At 72.7% G+C, this 18,133-nt stretch carries 18 protein-coding genes and 1 pseudogene; 6 read left to right on the top strand and 13 right to left on the bottom strand.

Annotation, left to right across the window (positions count from 1 at the left end):
• Positions 1–7: 7 nt before the first annotated feature.
• From ACH4J0_RS09285 to ACH4J0_RS09310, 6 genes and pseudogenes are all read right to left on the bottom strand, one after another.
• On the bottom strand, positions 8–1,066 hold the full coding sequence (locus tag ACH4J0_RS09285; RefSeq protein ID WP_396237880.1) for a potassium channel family protein: 1,059 nt from the start codon (positions 1,064–1,066) through the stop codon (positions 8–10).
• A gap of 73 nt (positions 1,067–1,139) precedes the next feature.
• Positions 1,140–2,348 (bottom strand): molybdopterin molybdotransferase MoeA, encoded by a 1,209-nt coding sequence (locus ACH4J0_RS09290; RefSeq protein WP_396237882.1) that lies wholly within the window; start codon positions 2,346–2,348, stop codon positions 1,140–1,142.
• A pseudogene (locus ACH4J0_RS09295) lies at positions 2,345–2,609 on the bottom strand (DUF6457 domain-containing protein); the annotation flags it as partial. The gene ACH4J0_RS09290 and the pseudogene ACH4J0_RS09295, both read right to left, overlap by 4 nt.
• 230 nt (positions 2,610–2,839) lie before the next feature.
• Entirely contained in the window at positions 2,840–3,424 is a 585-nt protein-coding gene (locus ACH4J0_RS09300; RefSeq protein ID WP_396237884.1) for a molybdenum cofactor guanylyltransferase, read from the bottom strand.
• A 17-nt stretch (positions 3,425–3,441) separates the two neighbouring features.
• Positions 3,442–4,455 carry an MBL fold metallo-hydrolase gene (locus ACH4J0_RS09305; RefSeq protein ID WP_396237886.1) on the bottom strand — a complete coding sequence of 338 codons (1,014 nt, stop codon included), beginning with the start codon at positions 4,453–4,455 and terminating at the stop codon, positions 3,442–3,444.
• Positions 4,456–4,611: 156 nt separating this feature from the next.
• Positions 4,612–5,259 (bottom strand): FMN-dependent NADH-azoreductase, encoded by a 648-nt coding sequence (locus ACH4J0_RS09310; protein WP_396237888.1) that lies wholly within the window; start codon positions 5,257–5,259, stop codon positions 4,612–4,614.
• Positions 5,260–5,366: 107 nt separating this feature from the next.
• On the opposite strand from ACH4J0_RS09310, the gene ACH4J0_RS09315 reads away from it, so the two are divergent.
• Positions 5,367–5,777, top strand: coding sequence for a winged helix-turn-helix transcriptional regulator (locus ACH4J0_RS09315; protein WP_396237890.1), 411 nt, complete (start codon positions 5,367–5,369; stop codon positions 5,775–5,777).
• 79 nt (positions 5,778–5,856) lie between these two features.
• Here the strand turns inward: ACH4J0_RS09315 and ACH4J0_RS09320 are convergent, their stop codons facing one another.
• Complete coding sequence (locus ACH4J0_RS09320; protein ID WP_396237892.1) at positions 5,857–6,624, bottom strand: polyprenol monophosphomannose synthase; 768 nt, start codon at positions 6,622–6,624, stop codon at positions 5,857–5,859.
• Between the two features lie 344 nt (positions 6,625–6,968).
• Here ACH4J0_RS09320 and manA point away from each other — a divergent pair, with 344 nt between their 5' ends.
• Positions 6,969–8,189, top strand: coding sequence for a mannose-6-phosphate isomerase, class I (manA, locus tag ACH4J0_RS09325; RefSeq protein WP_396237894.1), 1,221 nt, complete (start codon positions 6,969–6,971; stop codon positions 8,187–8,189).
• Here the strand turns inward: manA and ACH4J0_RS09330 are convergent.
• Positions 8,179–9,573, bottom strand: coding sequence for an acyltransferase family protein (locus ACH4J0_RS09330; protein WP_396237896.1), 1,395 nt, complete (start codon positions 9,571–9,573; stop codon positions 8,179–8,181). The genes manA and ACH4J0_RS09330 overlap by 11 nt on opposite strands.
• A gap of 149 nt (positions 9,574–9,722) precedes the next feature.
• On the opposite strand from ACH4J0_RS09330, the gene ACH4J0_RS09335 reads away from it, so the two are divergent.
• Complete coding sequence (locus ACH4J0_RS09335) at positions 9,723–10,931, top strand: GNAT family N-acetyltransferase (protein ID WP_396237898.1); 1,209 nt, start codon at positions 9,723–9,725, stop codon at positions 10,929–10,931.
• Positions 10,932–10,979: 48 nt separating this feature from the next.
• Here ACH4J0_RS09335 and dnaB read toward each other — a convergent pair whose 3' ends face one another.
• A complete protein-coding gene (gene dnaB / locus ACH4J0_RS09340) occupies positions 10,980–12,584 on the bottom strand; it encodes a replicative DNA helicase (protein WP_396237900.1) in 1,605 nt (534 codons plus the stop codon).
• A 451-nt stretch (positions 12,585–13,035) separates the two neighbouring features.
• Between dnaB and ACH4J0_RS09345 the strand changes: the two genes are divergently transcribed.
• Positions 13,036–14,370, top strand: a complete 1,335-nt coding sequence (locus tag ACH4J0_RS09345; protein ID WP_396237902.1) for an MATE family efflux transporter — start codon at positions 13,036–13,038, stop codon at positions 14,368–14,370.
• Between the two features lie 76 nt (positions 14,371–14,446).
• Here ACH4J0_RS09345 and rplI read toward each other — a convergent pair whose 3' ends face one another.
• From rplI to rpsF, 4 genes are all read right to left on the bottom strand, one after another.
• Positions 14,447–14,893 (bottom strand): 50S ribosomal protein L9, encoded by a 447-nt coding sequence (rplI, locus tag ACH4J0_RS09350; RefSeq protein ID WP_030278278.1) that lies wholly within the window; start codon positions 14,891–14,893, stop codon positions 14,447–14,449.
• A gap of 17 nt (positions 14,894–14,910) precedes the next feature.
• Entirely contained in the window at positions 14,911–15,147 is a 237-nt protein-coding gene (gene rpsR / locus ACH4J0_RS09355; protein WP_030059640.1) for a 30S ribosomal protein S18, read from the bottom strand.
• A gap of 78 nt (positions 15,148–15,225) precedes the next feature.
• On the bottom strand, positions 15,226–15,828 hold the full coding sequence (locus ACH4J0_RS09360) for a single-stranded DNA-binding protein (RefSeq protein ID WP_380419872.1): 603 nt from the start codon (positions 15,826–15,828) through the stop codon (positions 15,226–15,228).
• A 96-nt stretch (positions 15,829–15,924) separates the two neighbouring features.
• Positions 15,925–16,215: a 30S ribosomal protein S6 gene (gene rpsF, locus ACH4J0_RS09365; RefSeq protein ID WP_188298654.1), complete on the bottom strand. Its 291-nt coding sequence runs from the start codon at positions 16,213–16,215 to the stop codon at positions 15,925–15,927.
• A gap of 321 nt (positions 16,216–16,536) precedes the next feature.
• Between rpsF and ACH4J0_RS09370 the strand changes: the two genes are divergently transcribed.
• Complete coding sequence (locus ACH4J0_RS09370; protein ID WP_396237905.1) at positions 16,537–16,836, top strand: hypothetical protein; 300 nt, start codon at positions 16,537–16,539, stop codon at positions 16,834–16,836.
• A gap of 167 nt (positions 16,837–17,003) precedes the next feature.
• The gene (locus ACH4J0_RS09375) at positions 17,004–18,122 is read left to right on the top strand and encodes a lipid II:glycine glycyltransferase FemX (protein ID WP_396237907.1); all 1,119 of its coding nucleotides are present in this window, start codon (positions 17,004–17,006) and stop codon (positions 18,120–18,122) included.
• Positions 18,123–18,133 lie beyond the last annotated feature (11 nt).

Genomic DNA, 18,133 nt, shown 5'->3' on the forward strand with positions numbered 1-18,133 from the left:
TCGGGCCTCAGGCCCCGCCCGGTCCCGTCGACCTGATGACGATCACCCGGTCGGTGAGCTGGAGCACCGCGGCCTCGGGATCGTTGTAGTTGAGCACCCGTCGGCCCCGCACCACCGCGACCACCAGGTCATCGCACTCGCGCGGCCCGTGCCCCGCCTCGGCCCGGGTGACCGGTCGTTCGACCACGTCCAGCCCGTTCCCGTACGTCAGCAGGTCCTCCATCACCGCCCCGGCGTGCGGGCTGAGCATCGACAGCCCGAGCAGCCGCCCGGCCGAACTGGAGCTGGTGACCACCACGTCGGCGCCGCTCTGTCGCAGCAGCGGCGCGTTCTCGTCCTCCCGCACGGCCGCGACCACGGTGGCTCCCTTGTTCAACTGGCGCGCCGTCAGGGTGATCAGCACGGCCGTGTCGTCCCGCTCCGGCGCGACGACGATCCGGGCCGCGGTGGGCACGGCGGCCCGCACCAGGGTGTCGGTCCGGGTCGCGTCGCCGACCACTCCGACCAGGCCGTGCTGCGAGGCGTGCTCGATCACCTTGCGCTGGGGGTCGACGACGACGATCTCCTCCTTCTTCACCCCCTGACCGAGCAGGGTGTCGACGGCGCTGCGCCCCTTCGTCCCGAAACCGATGACGACGGTGTGCTCGCGCACGGTGGACCTCCAGCGGTTCAACCGCCATTGCAGGCGGGTCCGTTCGGTGAGCACCTCCAGCGTGGTGCCGACCAGGATGATCAGGAACAGCACGCGCAGCGGGGTGATCACGAAGATGTTGATGAGCCGGGCGCTGTCGCTGTACGGGGTGATGTCGCCGTAGCCGGTGGTGGAGAGCGTCACGGTGGCGTAGTACGCGGCGTCCAGGAAGCTGAGTTCGCCGCCGGCGTTGTCGTGGTAGCCGGCCCGGTCCAGGTACACGATCACCGAGGTGACGACCAGGACGGCGAGCGCCAGCAGCAGCCGCGAGCCGACCTGCCGCACCGCGGGCGCCGTACGCCGGGCGGGCAGCACGATCCCGGCGTCCGCCCACGGCTCCGTCCCCGGCGCCGAGATGCGGCGAAGTGGGGTCATGCCCCCGCCTCACTGCGCTCGGCAGGGGCATTCGCGCACGCGCTCCCCTCGACGGTGAGCACGCCCCGCTCGCTCACGGCGCCTCCACCAACTCGACGGCCTCCCCCGCGCCCGCTCCACCGGGTGGGATCACGGCCAGCGCCTCGGCCCGGGCGAGGCCCCGCAGCATGGCGGGCCCGTCGAAGGCGAGCGGTACGACCCCCTCGGCGGTGCGCCGCACCGGCTGCAGCCGGGTGTCCACCGGGTGCCCGGGCAGCGGGACGGCCGCCGGGGCGAGCGCCGGGCCGGCGGCGGCCCGTCCGCCGCGGGCGTGGAGCAGCGGCAGGGCGAGCGTGACCATCCCGGCGACGGCGGCCAGCGGGTTGCCCGGCAGGCCCACCAGGTGGCGCCCGCCCGGGAGTTCGGCCAGCAGCATGGGGTGCCCGGGCCGGACGGCCACGCCGTCCACCAGCAGCCGGGCGCCGACCTCGGCCAGCGCCCGGTGCAGGAAGTCCACCGGGCCGGCGGCGGTTCCGCCGGTGGTGACCACCACATCGGCGATGGAGTGCCGCAGGGCGTCCCGCAGCAGCCCGAAGTCGTCCCGGACGCACCGGACTTCGGCCACCTCCGCACCGGCGGCCAGCAGCCAGGGCGGCAGCAGCGGGCCCAGCGCGTCCCGGACCAGCCCCGGGCCGGGGATTCCGGCGTCGATCAACTCGTCGCCCAGTACGAGCAGTTGGACCAGCGGACGGCGACGCACCGCGAGCCGGTCGTGGCCGCAGGCGGCGGCCAGGCCGAGCACGGCCGGCCCGACCACCGTCCCGGCGGGCAGCAGCTGCTCGCCCCGGCGGCACTCCTGGCCGCGCGGACGGACGTCCTGTCCGGTGGTCAGCCGCTGCGGTCCGTGTTCGCGCAGCAGCGCGCCCTCCGTCCTGCCGTGCTCGCGGCGCAGTACCGCGGTGGCGCCGGGCGGCAGTTGGGCGCCGGTGGCGATCTCGACCGCGTTGCCGTCGGCCAGCGGTGCCACCTCGGTACGGCCGGCCAGCACCCGTCCGGCGACCCGCCAGGGCCCGGGTCCGGCGACCGCCCAGCCGTCCATCGCGGAGGTGTCGAAGGCGGGCAGGTCGGTCAGCGCGCCGAGCGGTTCGGCGAGGACGTGCCCGAGCGCCCCGGCCAGCGGCAGCCCGACGACCGGCAGCGGGCGCAGCCCGGCCCGGCGCGCGGCCTCCCGGGCGCGCGACCAGCTCAGCACGCCGGGACGGGTGGACGGGGCGGCCACGGTGGTCTGTCCGACCGCGCTCACGGTTCCTCCGGGCCGTCAGCGGGCTTCCACCGCTCGGCGAGCGCCGTGGTCCGCCGGGCCGCCTCGGCGACGGCCTCCGGCCCGCCGCCCTTCTGCGCGGCCGCGTAGCCGATCAGGAAGGCGGTCAGCGGCGCGGCGGGCCGGGCCACTCCGTGCGCGACCACCCGGGCCACGTCGAGCAGTCCCCGGACGTCCACGTCCAGGTCGATGCCCAGGTCGGCCTTGACCCCGGCGATCCAGTCTTCCAGCGTGCGCTCCATGCGCCCATGCTGCCTGATCGCCGGTTTCGCCGAGGTGTTCGCCCCGTGTGCGGCGCGCGTCGTTTCCCTCACAGCCCGGGGGCGGCCCGGTGAGCTCGCCGCCCCGGTGCCCGGTCACCGCCGTCCTCACCGGCCCGGCACCGGCCGCCGACCGCACCGCGGCCACCGGGCGCGCCCCGCACCGTCCACGACGGCCGCGATCCCGCGCGCGCCCCACGCCGCCGGGGCCGCTCAGGACCGCTCCCGCTCCCTCGCCTGTTCCAGGTCCTCCCAGGTGTCGCAGTCGTACGCGACGTCGTCCGTGTCGGCCACCCGCAGCCGGTCCAGTCCGCCGACGAGGCGGCGCAGCGGCTGTCCGGCCGGGTCGCCGAGGGCGGCCAGCGCGGCGCGCAGCGGGGCGGTGCGGTAGGCGGCGGTGAGGAACTGGTCGCGCCCGCCCGCGTCGACCAGGACGGCGGCGTCCGTGTGCGGACCGGCCTCGTCTAGGGCGGTTGTCAGCCGCTCCACCGTCCGCCGGTCGAGGAAGGGCAGGTCGGCGGCGAGCAGCAGCACGGTGTCCGCGGTGACCAGGTTGAGTCCGGCCGCGACGGCGGCGACCGGCCCGCCGCCGGGCGGCCGCTCCCTGGTCCAGTGGACGCCCTCGCGCGTGGTCGGCCGGGCCGGGCCGACCACGACGGTGGTCCGGGCGCCCGCGCAGGCGGCGAGCACCCGGTCCAGCAGGGTGGTCTCGCCCACGGTCAGGGCGGGCTTGTCGGCCCCGCCGAGCCTCCGGGCCGCGCCGCCCGCCGGAACGATCACGTCGTACGGCGCCGTCATGCGGCCAGTATCCCGCCCTACTCGCCGTCCCGGTCCTCGTCCTCGTCCTCGTCCTCGTCCGCCCCGTCCGGTGCGGCAGCCGCTCCGGTCCCCGTTGCGGCATCCGCCCCGGTCCCCGGGGAGGCGGCCCGGGCGGTGTTCGCGGTCGCGCCCAGCTGGAGGAAGAAGGGCAGGGTCAGTTCCCCGTACCGCTCGTTCATCGCGGTGATCAGCGCCTCCGGGTCGTCCGGGTGCTCGGCCAGCAGCCGGTCGAAGTCCTTCAGGTACTCGCCGGTGAAGGCGAGCACCCGGGCGGCGTCGTCGCCCTGCTCGGGGGCGCGGTGTCCGGCGATGACCCGGTCGGCGCCGAGGTCGGCGATCCGGTCGAGGTTGTGGCCCCAGATGGTGCGCTGGGCCGGGGTGGTGTCGGCGGTCCACACGTGGGTGCCGTTGGCGGCGAAGTCCCCGGCGATCACGGTCCGGATGCTCGGCACGTGGACGACCGTGGACTCCCCGCAGTCGGCCTGGCCGAGCAGCAACACCGGGATCACCTGGTGGTCGAGCATCAGCGGCTGGGGCAGCAGCGGGGCGGGGATCAGCGGGTGGTCCGGGATGTCGTCGCCGTAGACAGGCTTCCACTGGGCGACCTTGGCCGCGACGGTGCGCCGGATGCCCTCGACCACCGCCGGTGCGGCCAGCAGCTGGGCGTCGGGGAAGAGCTTCAGCACCTCCTCTGCGCCGAAGTAGTGGTCGGGGTGCTGGTGGGTGACCACGACGGCGAGCAGTCGGCGGCCCTTGCCCGCGACCCACTCGGCCAGTTCGCGGCCGGCGCTGCGGGTGAGCTGGGCGTCCACCAGGATCGCGGTCCGCTCGCCGAGGATCAGCGTGGAGGTGGTGAAGAAGGCCGATTCGGGCCCGGTGAAGACGGCGACCTCGAGCGGCCGGGCCGTCTGCCCGGCCTCATTGACGTCACCGGCGTCACCGGCGGCCGCGACGGGCTCGGCGTCAGCCCGTTCCGCGCCGGCACTCTCGTCGGGCGGGGACGACGTCACGGGCTGCTCCCTCTGGTCGGCGGTCGGACTTCCTGCGCCCTACAGCATGGGAGCACCGGCGGCCGATTGCGCGGAAGGCGCGCCCGTCGGGGCGCGCCTGGGGCGGGTCGGACGATTCGCGCCCGGCGGGAGCCGTCGGACACGCCCTCGCGCACGTCACACCGCGGCGCGGGCGGCGAGCTCCTTGCCCCGGCGGGCGGCCAGCTCCAGCGCCTTGGCCTTGGACTCGACGGCCGCCGGGACGAACTCGGCCAGCGCCGGGACGGACGCCGCGAGGGTGAACTCCGGGACGATGAAGTCGACCTCCAGCCCGAGCCCGCCGCCCAGCACCTTCTCCAGGTAGGTGGTGACGAACTCGTACGGCTCGCGCGGGGCGCCCGGGCCGTACGAGCCGCCGCGAGCGGCGACGACGGTGACCGGGGTGCCCTTGGCGGAGGGCGCCTCGCCGGCGGTGCGGCCCATCAGGATCACCTGGTCCAGCCAGGCCTTGAGGGTCGACGGGATCGTGAAGTTGTACATCGGGCTGCCGATCAGCACCGCGTCGGCGGTCTCCAGCTCGACCATCAGCTGCTCGCGCAGCGCGAAGGCGGCGGCCTGTTCGGCGGTGCGCGCCTCGGCCGGGAGGTGTCCGGCGGTGATGCCCGCGGCGTCCAGGTGCGGTACCGGGTCGGCGGCGAGGTCGCGGTGGATCACCGTGCCGCCGGGGTGCTCGGCCTCCCAGGCGGCCCGGAAGGCGGCCGTGACCTCGCGGGAGACGGAGCCGTCGGTGAGCGCCGAGGAGTCGATGTGCAGGAGCGTGGGCATGGCGGGACCTCCAGAGAATAAGCAGCTGCTCTTTCCGTCGCAGCTGTAACTACGATAGCAGCTTACTTTTTTATAGTCACTAGGGTTCCATCGAGTACGCTTGACCCATGGCCGAGCACGAGGCAGTGACCCACGCAGCCCCGACCGCCGTCGACGCGTGCGCCGCTCCTGCGGGCCACGGCGGCTGCGGCAACGTCGACCTGGCCCTCAACCGGGTGTTCACCCTGCTCGGCAAGCGCTGGACCGGCATGCTGCTGGGCGTGCTCAACAACGGCGGCCCGGCCTACTTCTCGGAGCTACGCCGTGCCGTCCCGGGCATCAGCGAGCGCATGCTCTCCGACCGGCTGACCGAACTGAGCGAGGCCGGGCTGGTCGTCCGCGAGGTCGACCCCGGCCCCCCGCTGCGGGTCAGCTACCGGCTCACCGAGGGCGGCGTCGCGCTGAAGCCGGCCCTCACCGAGCTGGCCGTCTGGGCCGACCGCTACCTGCCGGAGAGCGCCCTCAGGGGCGGCTGCTGACCGGCCCCGACCGACCCCCCGGACACGCCGAAGGGCCCGTCCGCCGTTCAACGGCGGACGGGCCCTTCGGCACGACGGCTCAGCGCGTGGCGGCGCGACCGCGCACGCGGGCCACCCGGTCGGCGATGCCCCAGGTGGTCACCCGCCAGAGCGCCTCGATCACGATGTTGCGGCTCATCTTGGACGCGCCGAGCTCGCGCTCGACGAAGGTGATCGGGACCTCGGCGACCTTGAAGCCCGCCTTCACCGTGCGCCAGGCCAGGTCGACCTGGAAGCAGTACCCGGCCGAGGCCACCTCGTCCATGCCCAGGCCCAGCAGCGTCTCCTTGCGGAAGGCCCGGTAGCCGCCGGTGACGTCCCGGATCGGCACGCCCAGCATCAGCCGCGAGTATGTGGAACCACCGCGGGAGAGCAGCAGCCTCGACTTCGGCCAGTTCACCACCCGGCCGCCCGGCACCCAGCGCGAGCCGAGCACCAGGTCGGCGCCGCGCAGCGCGTTGAGCAGCCGGTCCAGTTCCTCGGGCTGGTGCGACCCGTCCGCGTCCATCTCGACCAGGACGTCGTAGCCGTGGTCGATGCCCCAGCGGAAGCCCGCGAGGTAGGCGGCGCCCAGGCCCTCCTTGCCCTTGCGGTGCATGACGTGGACGTTCCGGTCCTCGGTTGCCAGCTTGTCGGCCAGCTCGCCGGTGCCGTCGGGGCTGTTGTCATCGGCGACCAGCACGTGCGCGTCGGGCACCGAGGCACGGACCCGGCCGACGATCCGCTCGACGTTCTCCGCCTCGTTGTAGGTCGGGATGATCACCAGGACCCTGCCGAGATCAGCAAAACTCTGCTGGTTCACGGTCACGTACAAACCTCTCGGCCGATGGCGGGGAGTGTCAGAACACCGTCGCCCGCACTCTGGAACGCGGCCCCGCCGACAGCCCGCCGACGGGATGACCACGGTGGAGAATGCTGCGCAGGGCGGAGACTACTGCGTCCTGGCATCCTACTACCGCGCCCGGGAACCGCTGGTCGGACCACCGCACTCCCACCTGGCGACCACCGTTTCCCCGCGGGCGACCAGGGTCGGCTAGGGTCGATGCCCTTGCTCGTGCCCGGACCCGCCCGTACCCCGCCGGGCCCGCCCCGGCGATCCGGACTCGGGACGTCCGGGGGCCGCCCCGTCAGCGAAGGAGTAGGACCGCGCGCATGGACAGGCTCGTCAACACCGTCCGCCCGTACGCCTGGGGGTCGCTCACGGCCCTGCCCGAGCTGCTGGGCCAGGAGCCCACCGGAGAACCGCAGGCCGAGCTGTGGATGGGCGCCCACCCCGGCGACCCGTCCCGCGCCGACCGCGGCGACGGCCCGCGACGGCTGGACGAGCTGATCGCGGCCGACCCGGAGGGCGAGCTCGGGGCGGCCAGCACGGCCCGCTTCGGCCCGCGCCTGCCGTTCCTGTTCAAGGTGCTCGCCGCGGGCCTCCCGCTGTCCATCCAGGCCCACCCCACGCTGGACCAGGCCCGGGCCGGCTTCGCCGCCGAGAACGCCCTCGGCCTCCCGCTGGACGCCTCCGAGCGCAGCTACCGCGACGCCAACCACAAGCCCGAAATGGTCTGCGCGCTGGGCGAGTTCGAGGGGCTGTGCGGCTTCCGCCGACCCGCCGACGCGGCCGCGCTGATGGCCGCCCTCGCGGTGCCCGCGCTGAAGCCGCTGATCGAGCTGCTGTCGGTCGAGGAGACCGGGAACACCGAGGACGGCGGTGACGCCGAGGCGGAGGCGCTGCGCGGTGCCCTGGCCACCGTGCTCACCATGGACGACGCGACCGCCGAGCGGGCCGTCCGGGAGACGGTCGCGGCGCTCGCCGGGACGGACCCGGACGGCGAGCACGCCCCGTACGCCCGGATCGCCGAGGACTTCCCGGACGACCGCGGCGTGATCGTCGGCATGCTGCTCAACCACGTCCGGCTGCGGGCCGGCGAGGCGCTCTACCTGGGCGCCGGGGTGCCGCACGCCTACCTGTCCGGCGTCTGCGTGGAGCTCCAGGCCAACTCGGACAACGTCTTGCGGGCCGGGCTGACCCCCAAGCACATCGACGTGCCGGAGCTGCTCAAGGTCGTGCTCTTCGAACCCGGCGCCCCCGAGGTGGTGCGCCCCGTCCCGGTCCCGGCCACCCCCGGCGAGCAGCTCTACCCCGTCCCGATCGACGAATTCCGGCTCTCCCGCTTCGAGTTGGACGGCGTCGAGCGCGAGGTCGACGGCCGCACCCCGCAGATCCTGCTCTGCACCGAGGGCGCCGTACGCCTCACCGCCGCCGACGGCGCGGTGCTCGACCTCGCCCGCGGCCAGTCCGCCTTCCTCCCGGCCACCGGCGCCACGACCCGCCTCTCCGGCACCGGCAGCACCCTCTTCCGCGCCACCGTCACCGTGTGACGGCGGCGGCCTCCGGCTCGACCTGAACCTCCTGGACCCGCACTTCCCGGGTCGGTCCGCCCTGGAACGGCGCCTCCTGGACCGGCGCTTCCTGGACCGGCCCCGCCGACGGGGCCGGCAGGAGCCGTTCGAGCGTCTTCAGCGCCTTCCGGCCGAGCTTCTGGAACGGGAGTTCCACCAGTCGGTACAGCAGGTAGGAGGCGACCAGCGCCACGGTCAGGAACTCGACGCCCCAGAGCACCTTGGCCCCGGTCGCGGTGGGCCGCGGCGGCACGCCGACCAGCGGGCCGAGCGTGTGCACCACGTGGACGTGCAGCAGGTACAGCGAGAAGCTCACCGCGCCGAGCCAGGTCAGCACCCTGGGGAAGCGCCGCTTGCGCAGCGCCATCGCGCCGAGGAAGGTCGCCCAGGCCCCGGCGTACGAGATGCACCACGACATCCAGCCCGACGTCCAGGTGCCCTGTTCCATGCCGTTGCGGTTGTACATCCACCCGATGGCGACGCCGGAGACCACCACGAAGCCGCAGGCCAGCGTGGCCTGCATCCGGTCGATCTGCCCGTGCTCGGCCCGGTGGAGCACCGTGCTGGCGAACATCGTGGCGAAGATCGTCAGCGTTTCGAAGACCGGCGCCCGACTGTTGGTGAACAGCAGGACGACGCCCAGTCCGCCCACCAGCAGGGCTCCCAGCCGGGTCAGCGCCGGGTTGCCGCTGAGCATGCAGACGAAGCCCATCAGCACGATCAGCGCCGCCGCCAGGACCAGGTGCCGGGTGGAGCCGACGTCGTGGCCGAACACACCGGCGGTCAGCGTGCCGCCGAACACCAGGCCCACCGCGGCGAAACCCACCGCGAACGCGCTGCTGCGCTTGTGCCAGCCCAGCGTGAACAGCCCGGTGACCAGGAAGTAGAAGATCATCTCGTAGGTCAGCGTCCAGGCGACGCCCATGCCGTTCACCACGTTCAGCATGTCCTGGAGCATGGTGGCGTTGGCCGTCAGCGAGATCAGGTCGTGTCCGGTGCGGAACAGCGCGACCGAGCCGTCGCCCTTGGGCAGCACCAGGATGGCCACCACGTAGGCGGCGATGAGCGCCGGGTAGATCCGGAACAGGCGCCCCATCCAGAACGCCCGCACGTCACCCCGGCGCTCCAGCGAGGCCGGAATGATGTACCCGCTGACCAGGAAGAACACCATGACCCCGTAGAGACCGAGGTCGAAGTGCGCCCACACCGCCCCGCCGAACGGCAGCAGTTCGAGGATGCCGAAGTGATGCATCGCCACCATCAGCGCGGCCACGCCCCGCAGTGCGTCGAGCCAGCCGAGCCTGGCGGTCGGCCGCTCGGTGCCCCGGCTCCGGCGGGCGGACAGCCGTCGTATCGTCTCCACCACAGGGACAGTAGCCGATCGCACCGCCGCCTCCGTACGGCCTCGTAGCCCCGCCCCGCCTAAATCGTTTGACCCCGTCCCGCGCCACCGCTGGACTGTCGCGGGTGCCACGCAGCGTGGGGCCGTACCCAGGGGAGGCAGCGGCAGCCATGGAGATCCGTTCCACGACCGATCAGGACCTCGACGTCTTCGTCGACACGCTCCACGCGGCGTTCGGCCGCTTCCCTGAGACCCCGGCCGAGGACGGCAGCGGGGTCTGGTGGTCGGCGACCGAGCTGGACCGCAGCCTGCTCGCCGTGGCGGCCGACGGGAGACCGGTCGGCACCGCCGGCGCGTACTCCTTCGAGCTCACCCTGCCCGGTCAGGTCATCACCCCGGTCTCCGGGGTGAGCAACGTCGGCGTCCTGCCCACGCACCGCCGCCAGGGCACACTGACCGCGCTGATGCGGCACCAGCTCGCGCAGCTGCGGGCCCGCGGGGAGTTCCTCTCGGTGCTGCTGGCCTCCGAGGCCCTGATCTACGGCAGGTTCGGCTACGGTCCGGCGACGTACACCGGGCGGCTGACGGTGCCGCGCCACCGGGCCGCCCTCGCCGGCCCGCGGGCCGGCGGCGCGGACACCGGTTCGGTCGAGGTGCTCCGGCGTGCCGAGTGCGGGGAGCTGCTGGAGCAGGTCTACGACCGGTACCGGCGTGTCCAGCCCGGTGCGCTGTCCCGGCCGCACCGCTGGTGGGCCCTGGGCGCGGGGCAGCCCCCGGTCGCCGCGGCGCCGCGCTACATCGCCGTCCACCGGGACGCCGACGGCGCCCCGGACGGGTACGCCAGTTACGCACTCGACGGGGACACCCTGACGGTCGACGAGACCGTCGCCGTCGACGACGCCGTCTCCGCGGCGCTGACCCGGTTCCTGCTCGGCCACGACTTGGTCGGTCAGGTCGTGTTCAAGCACTTCCCGGCCGAGCACCCGCTGCGCTGGCAGCTCGCGGACTTCAGCGCCGCCCAGGTGGGCAACAGCACCGACTGGCTCTGGGTGCGGCTGCTGGACGTACCGGGCGCGCTGACCGCACGCGGCTGGTTGACCGACGGTGAGCTGGTCCTCGACGTCGACGACCCGTTCCTCGGCGAGCGCGCCCGCCACCTGCTGACCGTCCGGGAGGGCAGGGCCGAGTGCGTCCCGACCGACCGGGAGCCCGACCTCTCACTGGACGTGCGGGACCTCGGTTCGATCTACCTCGGCGGCACCGCCCCGAGCACCCTGGTGCGCGCCGGGCACGTCCGGGCCCACCGCCCGCAGGCGGCCGCCCTGGCCGACGCCCTGTTCCGCGCCGAGCGCCCGCCGCACTGCCTGCACTGGTTCTGACCTGCGTGCGCCGCGGTGGTCGCCCGTCCGGGTGACCACCGCGGCGGGTCAGTCCCTGGTCATGTCGACGAAGCGCGAGTAGTGGCCCTGGAAGGCCACCGTGATGGTGGCGGTCGGACCGTTGCGGTGCTTGGCGACGATCAGGTCGGCCTCGCCCGCGCGCGGGGACTCCTTCTCGTAGGCGTCCTCGCGGTGCAGCAGGATGACCATGTCGGCGTCCTGCTCGATCGAGCCGGACTCTCGCAGGTCGGAGACCATCGGCCGCTTGTCGGTGCGCTGTTCGGGACCACGGTTCAGCTGGGACAGCGCGATGACCGGGACCTCCAGCTCCTTGGCCAGCAGCTTGAGGTTACGGGACATGTCCGAGACCTCCTGCTGACGGTTCTCGGCCCGGCGGGAGCCGCCGGACTGCATCAGCTGGAGGTAGTCGATGACGATCAGCTTGATGTCGTTGCGCTGCTTGAGCCGGCGGCACTTGGCGCGGATCTCCATCATCGACAGGTTCGGCGAGTCGTCGATGAACAGCGGCGCCTCGCTGACGTCGGGCATCCGGCGGGCGACCCTGGTCCAGTCGTCATCCGTCATGTTGCCGGAGCGCATGTGGTGCAGCGCGACCCGGGCCTCGGCGGAGAGCAGGCGCATGGCGATCTCGTTGCGGCCCATTTCGAGCGAGAAGATCACGCTCGGCAGCTTGTGGTGGATCGAGCAGGCGCGGGCGAAGTCCAGCGCGAGGGTGGACTTGCCCATCGCGGGACGGGCCGCGATGACGATCATCTGACCGGGGTGCAGGCCGTTGGTGAGCTGGTCGAAGTCCGCGAAGCCGGTCGGCACGCCGGACATCTGGCCGTTGCGGGAGCCGATCGCCTCGATCTCGTCGAGGGCGCCCTCCATGATGTCGGCCAGCGGCGCGTAATCCTCGTTGGTGCGCTGTTCGGTGACGGCGTAGATCTCCGCCTGGGCGGCGTTGACGATCTCGTCCACGTCGCCCTCGGCCGCGTATCCCATGCCGGCGATCCGGGTGCCGGCCTCGACCAGTCGGCGGAGCACGGCCCGCTCGTGGACGATCTGGGCGTAGTACTCGGCGTTGGCCGCCGTCGGGACGGAGTTGACCAGGGTGTGCAGGTAGGAGGCGCCGCCGACGCGCTGCAGCTCGCCGCGCTTGGTGAGCTCGCCGGCCACGGTGATCGGGTCGGCCGGCTCGCCGCGGGCGTAGAGGTCGAGGATCGCGCCGTGGATCATCTCGTGCGCGGGCCGGTAGTAGTCGGCCGGCTTGAGCACCTCGACCACGTCGGCGATGGCGTCCTTGGACAGCAGCATGCCGCCCAGGACGGACTGCTCGGCGGCGAGGTCCTGCGGGGGGACCCGCTCGAAGCCGTCGACGCCGCCCCGGCCCTCGTCGTCCCGGCGGTCGCGGTCGTCCCGGCGGTCGCCCTTCGTGAAGCCGCCGCCCTTGCGGAAGCCCTCGCTCCGCGCGCCGCCCGGGCCGTTGCCCCCCTGGCCGTTGCCGCGGTTGCGGGAGACCGGGAGCCGGTCGCCGGGGCCGTCCGGGAAGGGCGCGTCGTCGAAGGCGCTGGCCGGGAAGGGGTCCTCTGAGGTCTGCCAGTCCTCCTCCGGCGGCGGGGCGTCGTGGTCGTCGTACTGGGGGCCGGTCACGCGTGTTCCCCGATCAGCGAGTGGTGCGAAGTTGGAGCGGGCTTGCCGGTGGCTGGGTGGAGCGGGGCCGCTCCTTTTGTACGCCACGGCACCGACAAATCGGACGCCGGGGCCGGTGGGAGTGTCGGGTGGAGGGCCAACGCTAAGGCGCTGGGCGCCCTCGCGCCAAGGCGGTTATCCACAGGGGGTGTGGACGAGCGGCCCCGGGCTGTGGAGAACTGCCGCAAAGCTGTGGACACCCCTGTGGAAGCTCCTGTGGATAACCGGACCATCGATCCACCGTCAACCTGTTGACCTGCGATTACCTCTTCCCGGGCCTGTGCATGAGAAATTCTTCACACACAGCCGGACAGCTGTGGGCGCGGACCGGGCGGAGTGCGTTGCCCGCTCTTTCGAGTAATGATCAAACTCGCCTTTGGCCTGTTACCTGTGGATGAGTACCCTGGAGCGCATGAGCGCCGCCCCCTCCGAGCCCTCCAGACGCGGCCACGACCGCGAGATCCTCGCCCTGGCGGTGCCCGCCTTCGGCGCGCTGGTGGCCGAGCCGCTGTTCCTGATGGCCGACTCCGCGATCGTCGGCCACCTCGGCACCCCCCAGCTCGCCGGGGTCGGCGTCGCCTCCGCCGCCCTCACCACCGCGACCGGGGTGTTCGTCTTCCTCGCCTACGCCACCACTGCGGCGGTGGCCCGCCGGATCGGCGCCGGGGACCGCCGGGGCGCCGTCCAGCAGGGCGTCGACGGCCTCTGGCTCGCCCTCGGCCTGGCCGTCCCGGTGGTCCCGCTCGTCCTGCTGCTGGCGCCCTGGGCCGCCGGGGTGCTGGGCGCCTCGCCGACCGCGGCGCCGTACGCCGTGACGTACCTGCGGATCAGCTCGCTGGGGATCCCGGCGATGCTCCTGGTGCTGGCCGCCACCGGCGTGCTGCGCGGCCTCCAGGACACCCGCACGCCACTGGTGGTGGCCGTGGCGGGCTTCACCGCCAACCTCGGCCTGAACGCGGGCCTGGTGTACGGCGCCGGGCTCGGGGTGGCCGGCTCGGCCTGGGGCACCGTGCTGGCGCAGACCGGGATGGCCGCCGCCTACCTGGTCGTGGTGGTCCGCGGCGCCCGCCGGGAGCAGGCCTCGTTGCGGCCGGACCCCGCCGGCATCCGGGCCGGTGCCCGGGCGGGCGGCCCGCTGCTGGTCCGGACGGTCAGCCTGCGCGCGGTGCTGATGATCGCCACCGCGGTGGCCGCCCGGCTCGGCGACGACCAGGTGGCCGCGCACCAGATCACGATGACGCTGTTCAGCTTCCTGGCCTTCGCACTGGACGCCATCGCGATCGCCGGGCAGGCCGTCATCGGCCGCTACCTGGGCGCCTCGGACGCCCAGGGCGCCCGGGCGGCGACCCGGCGGATGGTCCAGTGGGGACTCGGCTCGGGGGTGGTGCTCGGCCTGCTGGTGGTGCTCGCCCGCCCGCTGTACGTCCCGCTGTTCACGCCCGATCCGGTGGTCCAGGGGCAGCTGGCCACCGCCCTGCTGCTGCTCGCGCTCAGCCAGCCGGTGGCCGGCCTGGTCTTCGTGCTGGACGGCGTGCTGATGGGCGCCGGCGACGGCCCGTACCTCGCCCGGGCGGCGCTGGCGACCCTGGCGGTGTTCGCCCCGGTGGCCTTCGCGGTGCCGGCCACCGGCGCCGGGCTGCCCGGGCTCTGGTGGGCGATGAACCTGTTCATGCTGGTCCGGGCGGTCTTCCTGGTCAGCCGCGCCCGCGGCGGTCGCTGGCTGGTCACCGGGGCCGTCCGGAGCTGACCTCGCGTCCGGCTCCGGGAACGACCGAGGGCCGGACTCCTCGCGGAGTCCGGCCCTCAGGCCACTGCTACGGAACTCAGGCAGCCACGACGGCGACGTCGAGGTTGGCCACGACGTCCGAGTGCAGCTTGACCGAGACCTTGTGGGTGCCCACGGTCTTGATCGGCGAGGCGATCGCGACGGCGCGCTTGTCCACGGCCGGGCCGCCGGCGGCCTTGATGGCCTCGACGACGTCGGCCTGGGTCACCGAACCGAACAGACGGCCGGCGTCACCCGAGCGGACGGCCAGCTTGACCTGGACGCCCTCGAGCTTGCCCTTGACGTCGTTGGCGGCGTCGAGGGTCTGGATCTCGTGGATCTTGCGGGCGCGACGGATGGCGTCGACGTCCTTCTGGCCGCCCTTGGTCCAGCGGATGGCGTAGCCACGCGGGACCAGGTAGTTGCGGGCGTAGCCGTCCTTGACCTCGACGACCTCGCCGGCGGAGCCGAGACCCGGCACCTCGTGCGTGAGGATGATCTTCATTACTCGGTCACCCTCTCTTAGCGCGCGGTGCTGGTGTAGGGCAGCAGCGCCATCTCACGGCTGTTCTTCACGGCCGTGGCGACGTCACGCTGGTGCTGGGTGCAGTTGCCGGTGACCCGGCGGGCACGGATCTTGCCGCGGTCGGAGATGTACTTCCGCAGCAGGTTCGTGTCCTTGTAGTCAACGTAGTTGACCTTGTCCTTGCAGAAGACGCAAACCTTCTTCTTCGGCTTGCGAGCAGGCGGCTTCGCCATGGTGTGCTCCATTTGGGGTTCACGGCCCGACCGGCGTCCGGGGACGCCTGCGGCCGGGCCGCACGAAATCTGTCAGCTCTAGAACGGGGGCTCTTCCGAGTAGCCGCCGCCGGACGGGGCACCGCCCCAGCCGCCGCCGCCCTGGTTGCCACCACCGGACGGGGCGCTGGACGCCCACGGGTCGTCGGAGGGGCCGGACTGGCCGCCGCCGGAGTTTCCACCCCAGCCGCCGCCGCCCTGCTGGCCGCCACCGCCGCCCCAACCGCCCTGGCCGCCGCCCTGCTGGCCGCCGAAGCCGCCACCGGGACCGCCGGACCGGTTGGCCCGGGTGACCTTCGCGGTCGCCGAGCGCAGGCTCGGGCCGACCTCGTCGACCTCGACCTCGAAGACCGTCCGCTTCTCGCCTTCCTTGGTCTCGTAAGACCGCTGGCGCAGCCGGCCCTGCACGATGACGCGCATGCCCCGCTGCAGCGACTCGGCCACGTTCTCCGCCGGCTGACGCCAGACGTTGCACGTGAGGAAGAGGCTCTCGCCGTCCTTCCACTCGTTCGTCTGACGGTCGAAGGTGCGGGGGGTGGACGCGATGCGGAACTTCGCGACCGCCGCACCCGACGGGGTGAAGCGCAGCTCGGGGTCGTCGACGAGATTGCCGACGAGGGTGATGACGGTCTCGCCTGCCATGGTGGTGATGACCTCTCGGGAAGATGTCCGTTCACCGCTGTTTCACGTGAAACAGCGGACGCGAGCTACCCGAGACCCGAAGGCCTCAGAGGTGGCTCAGTGGGTGTCCGGGCGCAGGACCTTGGTCCGCAGAACCGACTCGCTCAGGCCCAGCTGGCGGTCGAGCTCCTTGACGACCTCAGGCGTGGCCTTGAGGTCGATGACCGAGTAGATGCCCTCGGACTGCTTGTTGATCTCGTAAGCCAGACGGCGACGACCCCAGGTGTCGACCTTCTCGACCTTGCCGCCGGCGTTGCGGACGACGGCGAGGAAGGACTCGATCAGGGGGGAGACAGCGCGCTCCTCGACCGAGGGGTCGAGGATGACCATCAGCTCGTAGTGACGCATGAGTAACCCACCTCCTTTGGACTCAGCGGCCACGGTCTCTCCGTGGCAGGAGGGTTGTGCGTAGCGTCGGCACCGGTGCGGTGACGACTCCGGCCCACCGTAGCGGCCGGGTCGGACAGTCGGGCCCCGCACACCCGGAAGGGGGTGTCACCCGGAAGAGGGCGCAAGGGGGCACAACTACACCAGTGCAGACGGCACAGCCTACCTGCACCCGGACGGCCGAACAAAACGCATAGGGGTTGTGAGACGGACCCAACCCCCGCAATCTGGACGGAACGGGATTCCTGCCCGTTCGTCTCTCCACGCCAGGAGGTGGGACTCATGGCCCAGTCCGTCCACCGCATGCCCGCCCTCACGCTGAACACCGACGGCCACCCGCACCCCCGCGAGAACACCCTGGTGGCCCTGACCGCCGTACTGGGCGTGATCGCCTTCACCACCTCGTTCTTCTACAACCTGCACCTGCTGACCTCGTGGACCGGCCTGGCCGGGATCGTCACGGGTCTGTGGGGCATGTTCGTCTCCGTGACCACCGCCGAACGCTTCGTCCTGATGATCACGCTCGGCGCCGCCGCGATCGGCTTCTACCTCGGCGTCGCCCGCGGCGGCCTCTGGGGCTGACCTCCCCGCCCAGGAACCCTCGGCGCCCCCGTCGCGTATCTGCAAGGAGACAGGTACCCGACGGGGGCGCCGTCGTGCCCGCAGCAGCGGGCCCCCGGGCCCCGGACGATAAGGTCAGCCCGAGAACCTGGGGCCACCGCAGCCCGACCGACGAGGAGCACCGAGCAATGAGCCTTCGCCTGAGGACGATCACCCGCGAGGAGCACCTCGCCTTCATCAGGAGCCGCGCCTCGGCCAGCCACATGCAGGTGCCGGCCTGGGGTGACGTGAAGGCCGAGTGGCGCTCCGAGTCGATCGGCTGGTTCGACGAGCACAACCAGCTGGTCGGCGCCGGTCTGGTCCTCTACCGCCAGCTGCCGAAGGTCAAGCGCTACCTGGCCTACCTGCCCGAGGGCCCGGTGATCGACTGGTTCGACCGCGACCTCGACCGCTGGCTCTCCCCGATGCTGGCGCACCTGAAGTCGCAGGGCGCCTTCTCGGTGAAGATGGGCCCGCCGGTGGTCATCCGGCGCTGGAACGCCGCCACCATCAAGGAGGCCATCGCCGCCAAGCAGGCCAAGCGGCTGCGCGACGTCGAGGCCGACTGGTACGAGGCGCGCGCCTTCGAGGTGGCCGACCGGCTGCGCAAGGCCGGCTGGCTGCAGGGCGAGGACGGCGGGGCCGGCTTCGGCGACGTCCAGCCGCGCTACGTGTACCAGGTGCCGCTGGCCAACCGCTCGCTGGACGACATCCAGAAGGGCTTCAACCAGCTCTGGCGCCGCAACATCAAGAAGGCCGAGAAGAGCGGCGTCGAGGTGGTCCAGGGCGGCTACGACGAGCTGCCGATCTTCCACCAGCTCTACCTGGTCACCGCCGAGCGCGACAAGTTCACCCCGCGCCCGCTGGCCTACTTCCAGCGCATGTGGAACGCCCTCAACTCCGAGGACCCGAACCGGATGCGGCTCTACATCGCCTACCACGAGGGCGAGCCGCTGGCCTCGACCACGATGCTGGTGGTCGGCGAGCACGTCTGGTACTCCTACGGCGCCTCGGCCAACCACAAGCGCGAGGTCAAGCCCTCCAACGCGATCCAGTGGCGGATGATGCGCGACGCCTACGCCCTCGGCGGCGGGGTCTACGACCTGCGCGGCATCAGCGACACCCTGGACGAGAACGACCACCTGTTCGGTCTGATCCAGTTCAAGGTCGGCACCGGCGGCCAGGCGGCCGAGTACCTCGGCGAGTGGGACTTCCCGCTCAACAAGCTGCTGCACAAGGCCCTCGACCTCTACATGTCCCGCCGCTGAGGAGGCTGACC

Origin of the sequence: Kitasatospora sp. NPDC017646, assembly GCF_044329365.1 — a bacterium.
Lineage (GTDB): Bacteria > Actinomycetota > Actinomycetes > Streptomycetales > Streptomycetaceae > Kitasatospora.

Coding starts and splice junctions, on each gene's coding strand:
- ACH4J0_RS09285 (WP_396237880.1), bottom strand. CDS start 1,066: ATGACCCCACTTCGCCGCATCTCGGCGCCGGGGACGGAGCCGTGGGCG.
- ACH4J0_RS09300 (WP_396237884.1), bottom strand. CDS start 3,424: ATGACGGCGCCGTACGACGTGATCGTTCCGGCGGGCGGCGCGGCCCGG.
- ACH4J0_RS09310 (WP_396237888.1), bottom strand. CDS start 5,259: ATGCCCACGCTCCTGCACATCGACTCCTCGGCGCTCACCGACGGCTCC.
- ACH4J0_RS09315 (WP_396237890.1), top strand. CDS start 5,367: ATGGCCGAGCACGAGGCAGTGACCCACGCAGCCCCGACCGCCGTCGAC.
- manA (WP_396237894.1), top strand. CDS start 6,969: ATGGACAGGCTCGTCAACACCGTCCGCCCGTACGCCTGGGGGTCGCTC.
- ACH4J0_RS09335 (WP_396237898.1), top strand. CDS start 9,723: ATGGAGATCCGTTCCACGACCGATCAGGACCTCGACGTCTTCGTCGAC.
- ACH4J0_RS09345 (WP_396237902.1), top strand. CDS start 13,036: ATGAGCGCCGCCCCCTCCGAGCCCTCCAGACGCGGCCACGACCGCGAG.
- rplI (WP_030278278.1), bottom strand. CDS start 14,893: ATGAAGATCATCCTCACGCACGAGGTGCCGGGTCTCGGCTCCGCCGGC.
- rpsR (WP_030059640.1), bottom strand. CDS start 15,147: ATGGCGAAGCCGCCTGCTCGCAAGCCGAAGAAGAAGGTTTGCGTCTTC.
- ACH4J0_RS09360 (WP_380419872.1), bottom strand. CDS start 15,828: ATGGCAGGCGAGACCGTCATCACCCTCGTCGGCAATCTCGTCGACGAC.
- rpsF (WP_188298654.1), bottom strand. CDS start 16,215: ATGCGTCACTACGAGCTGATGGTCATCCTCGACCCCTCGGTCGAGGAG.
- ACH4J0_RS09370 (WP_396237905.1), top strand. CDS start 16,537: ATGGCCCAGTCCGTCCACCGCATGCCCGCCCTCACGCTGAACACCGAC.
- ACH4J0_RS09375 (WP_396237907.1), top strand. CDS start 17,004: ATGAGCCTTCGCCTGAGGACGATCACCCGCGAGGAGCACCTCGCCTTC.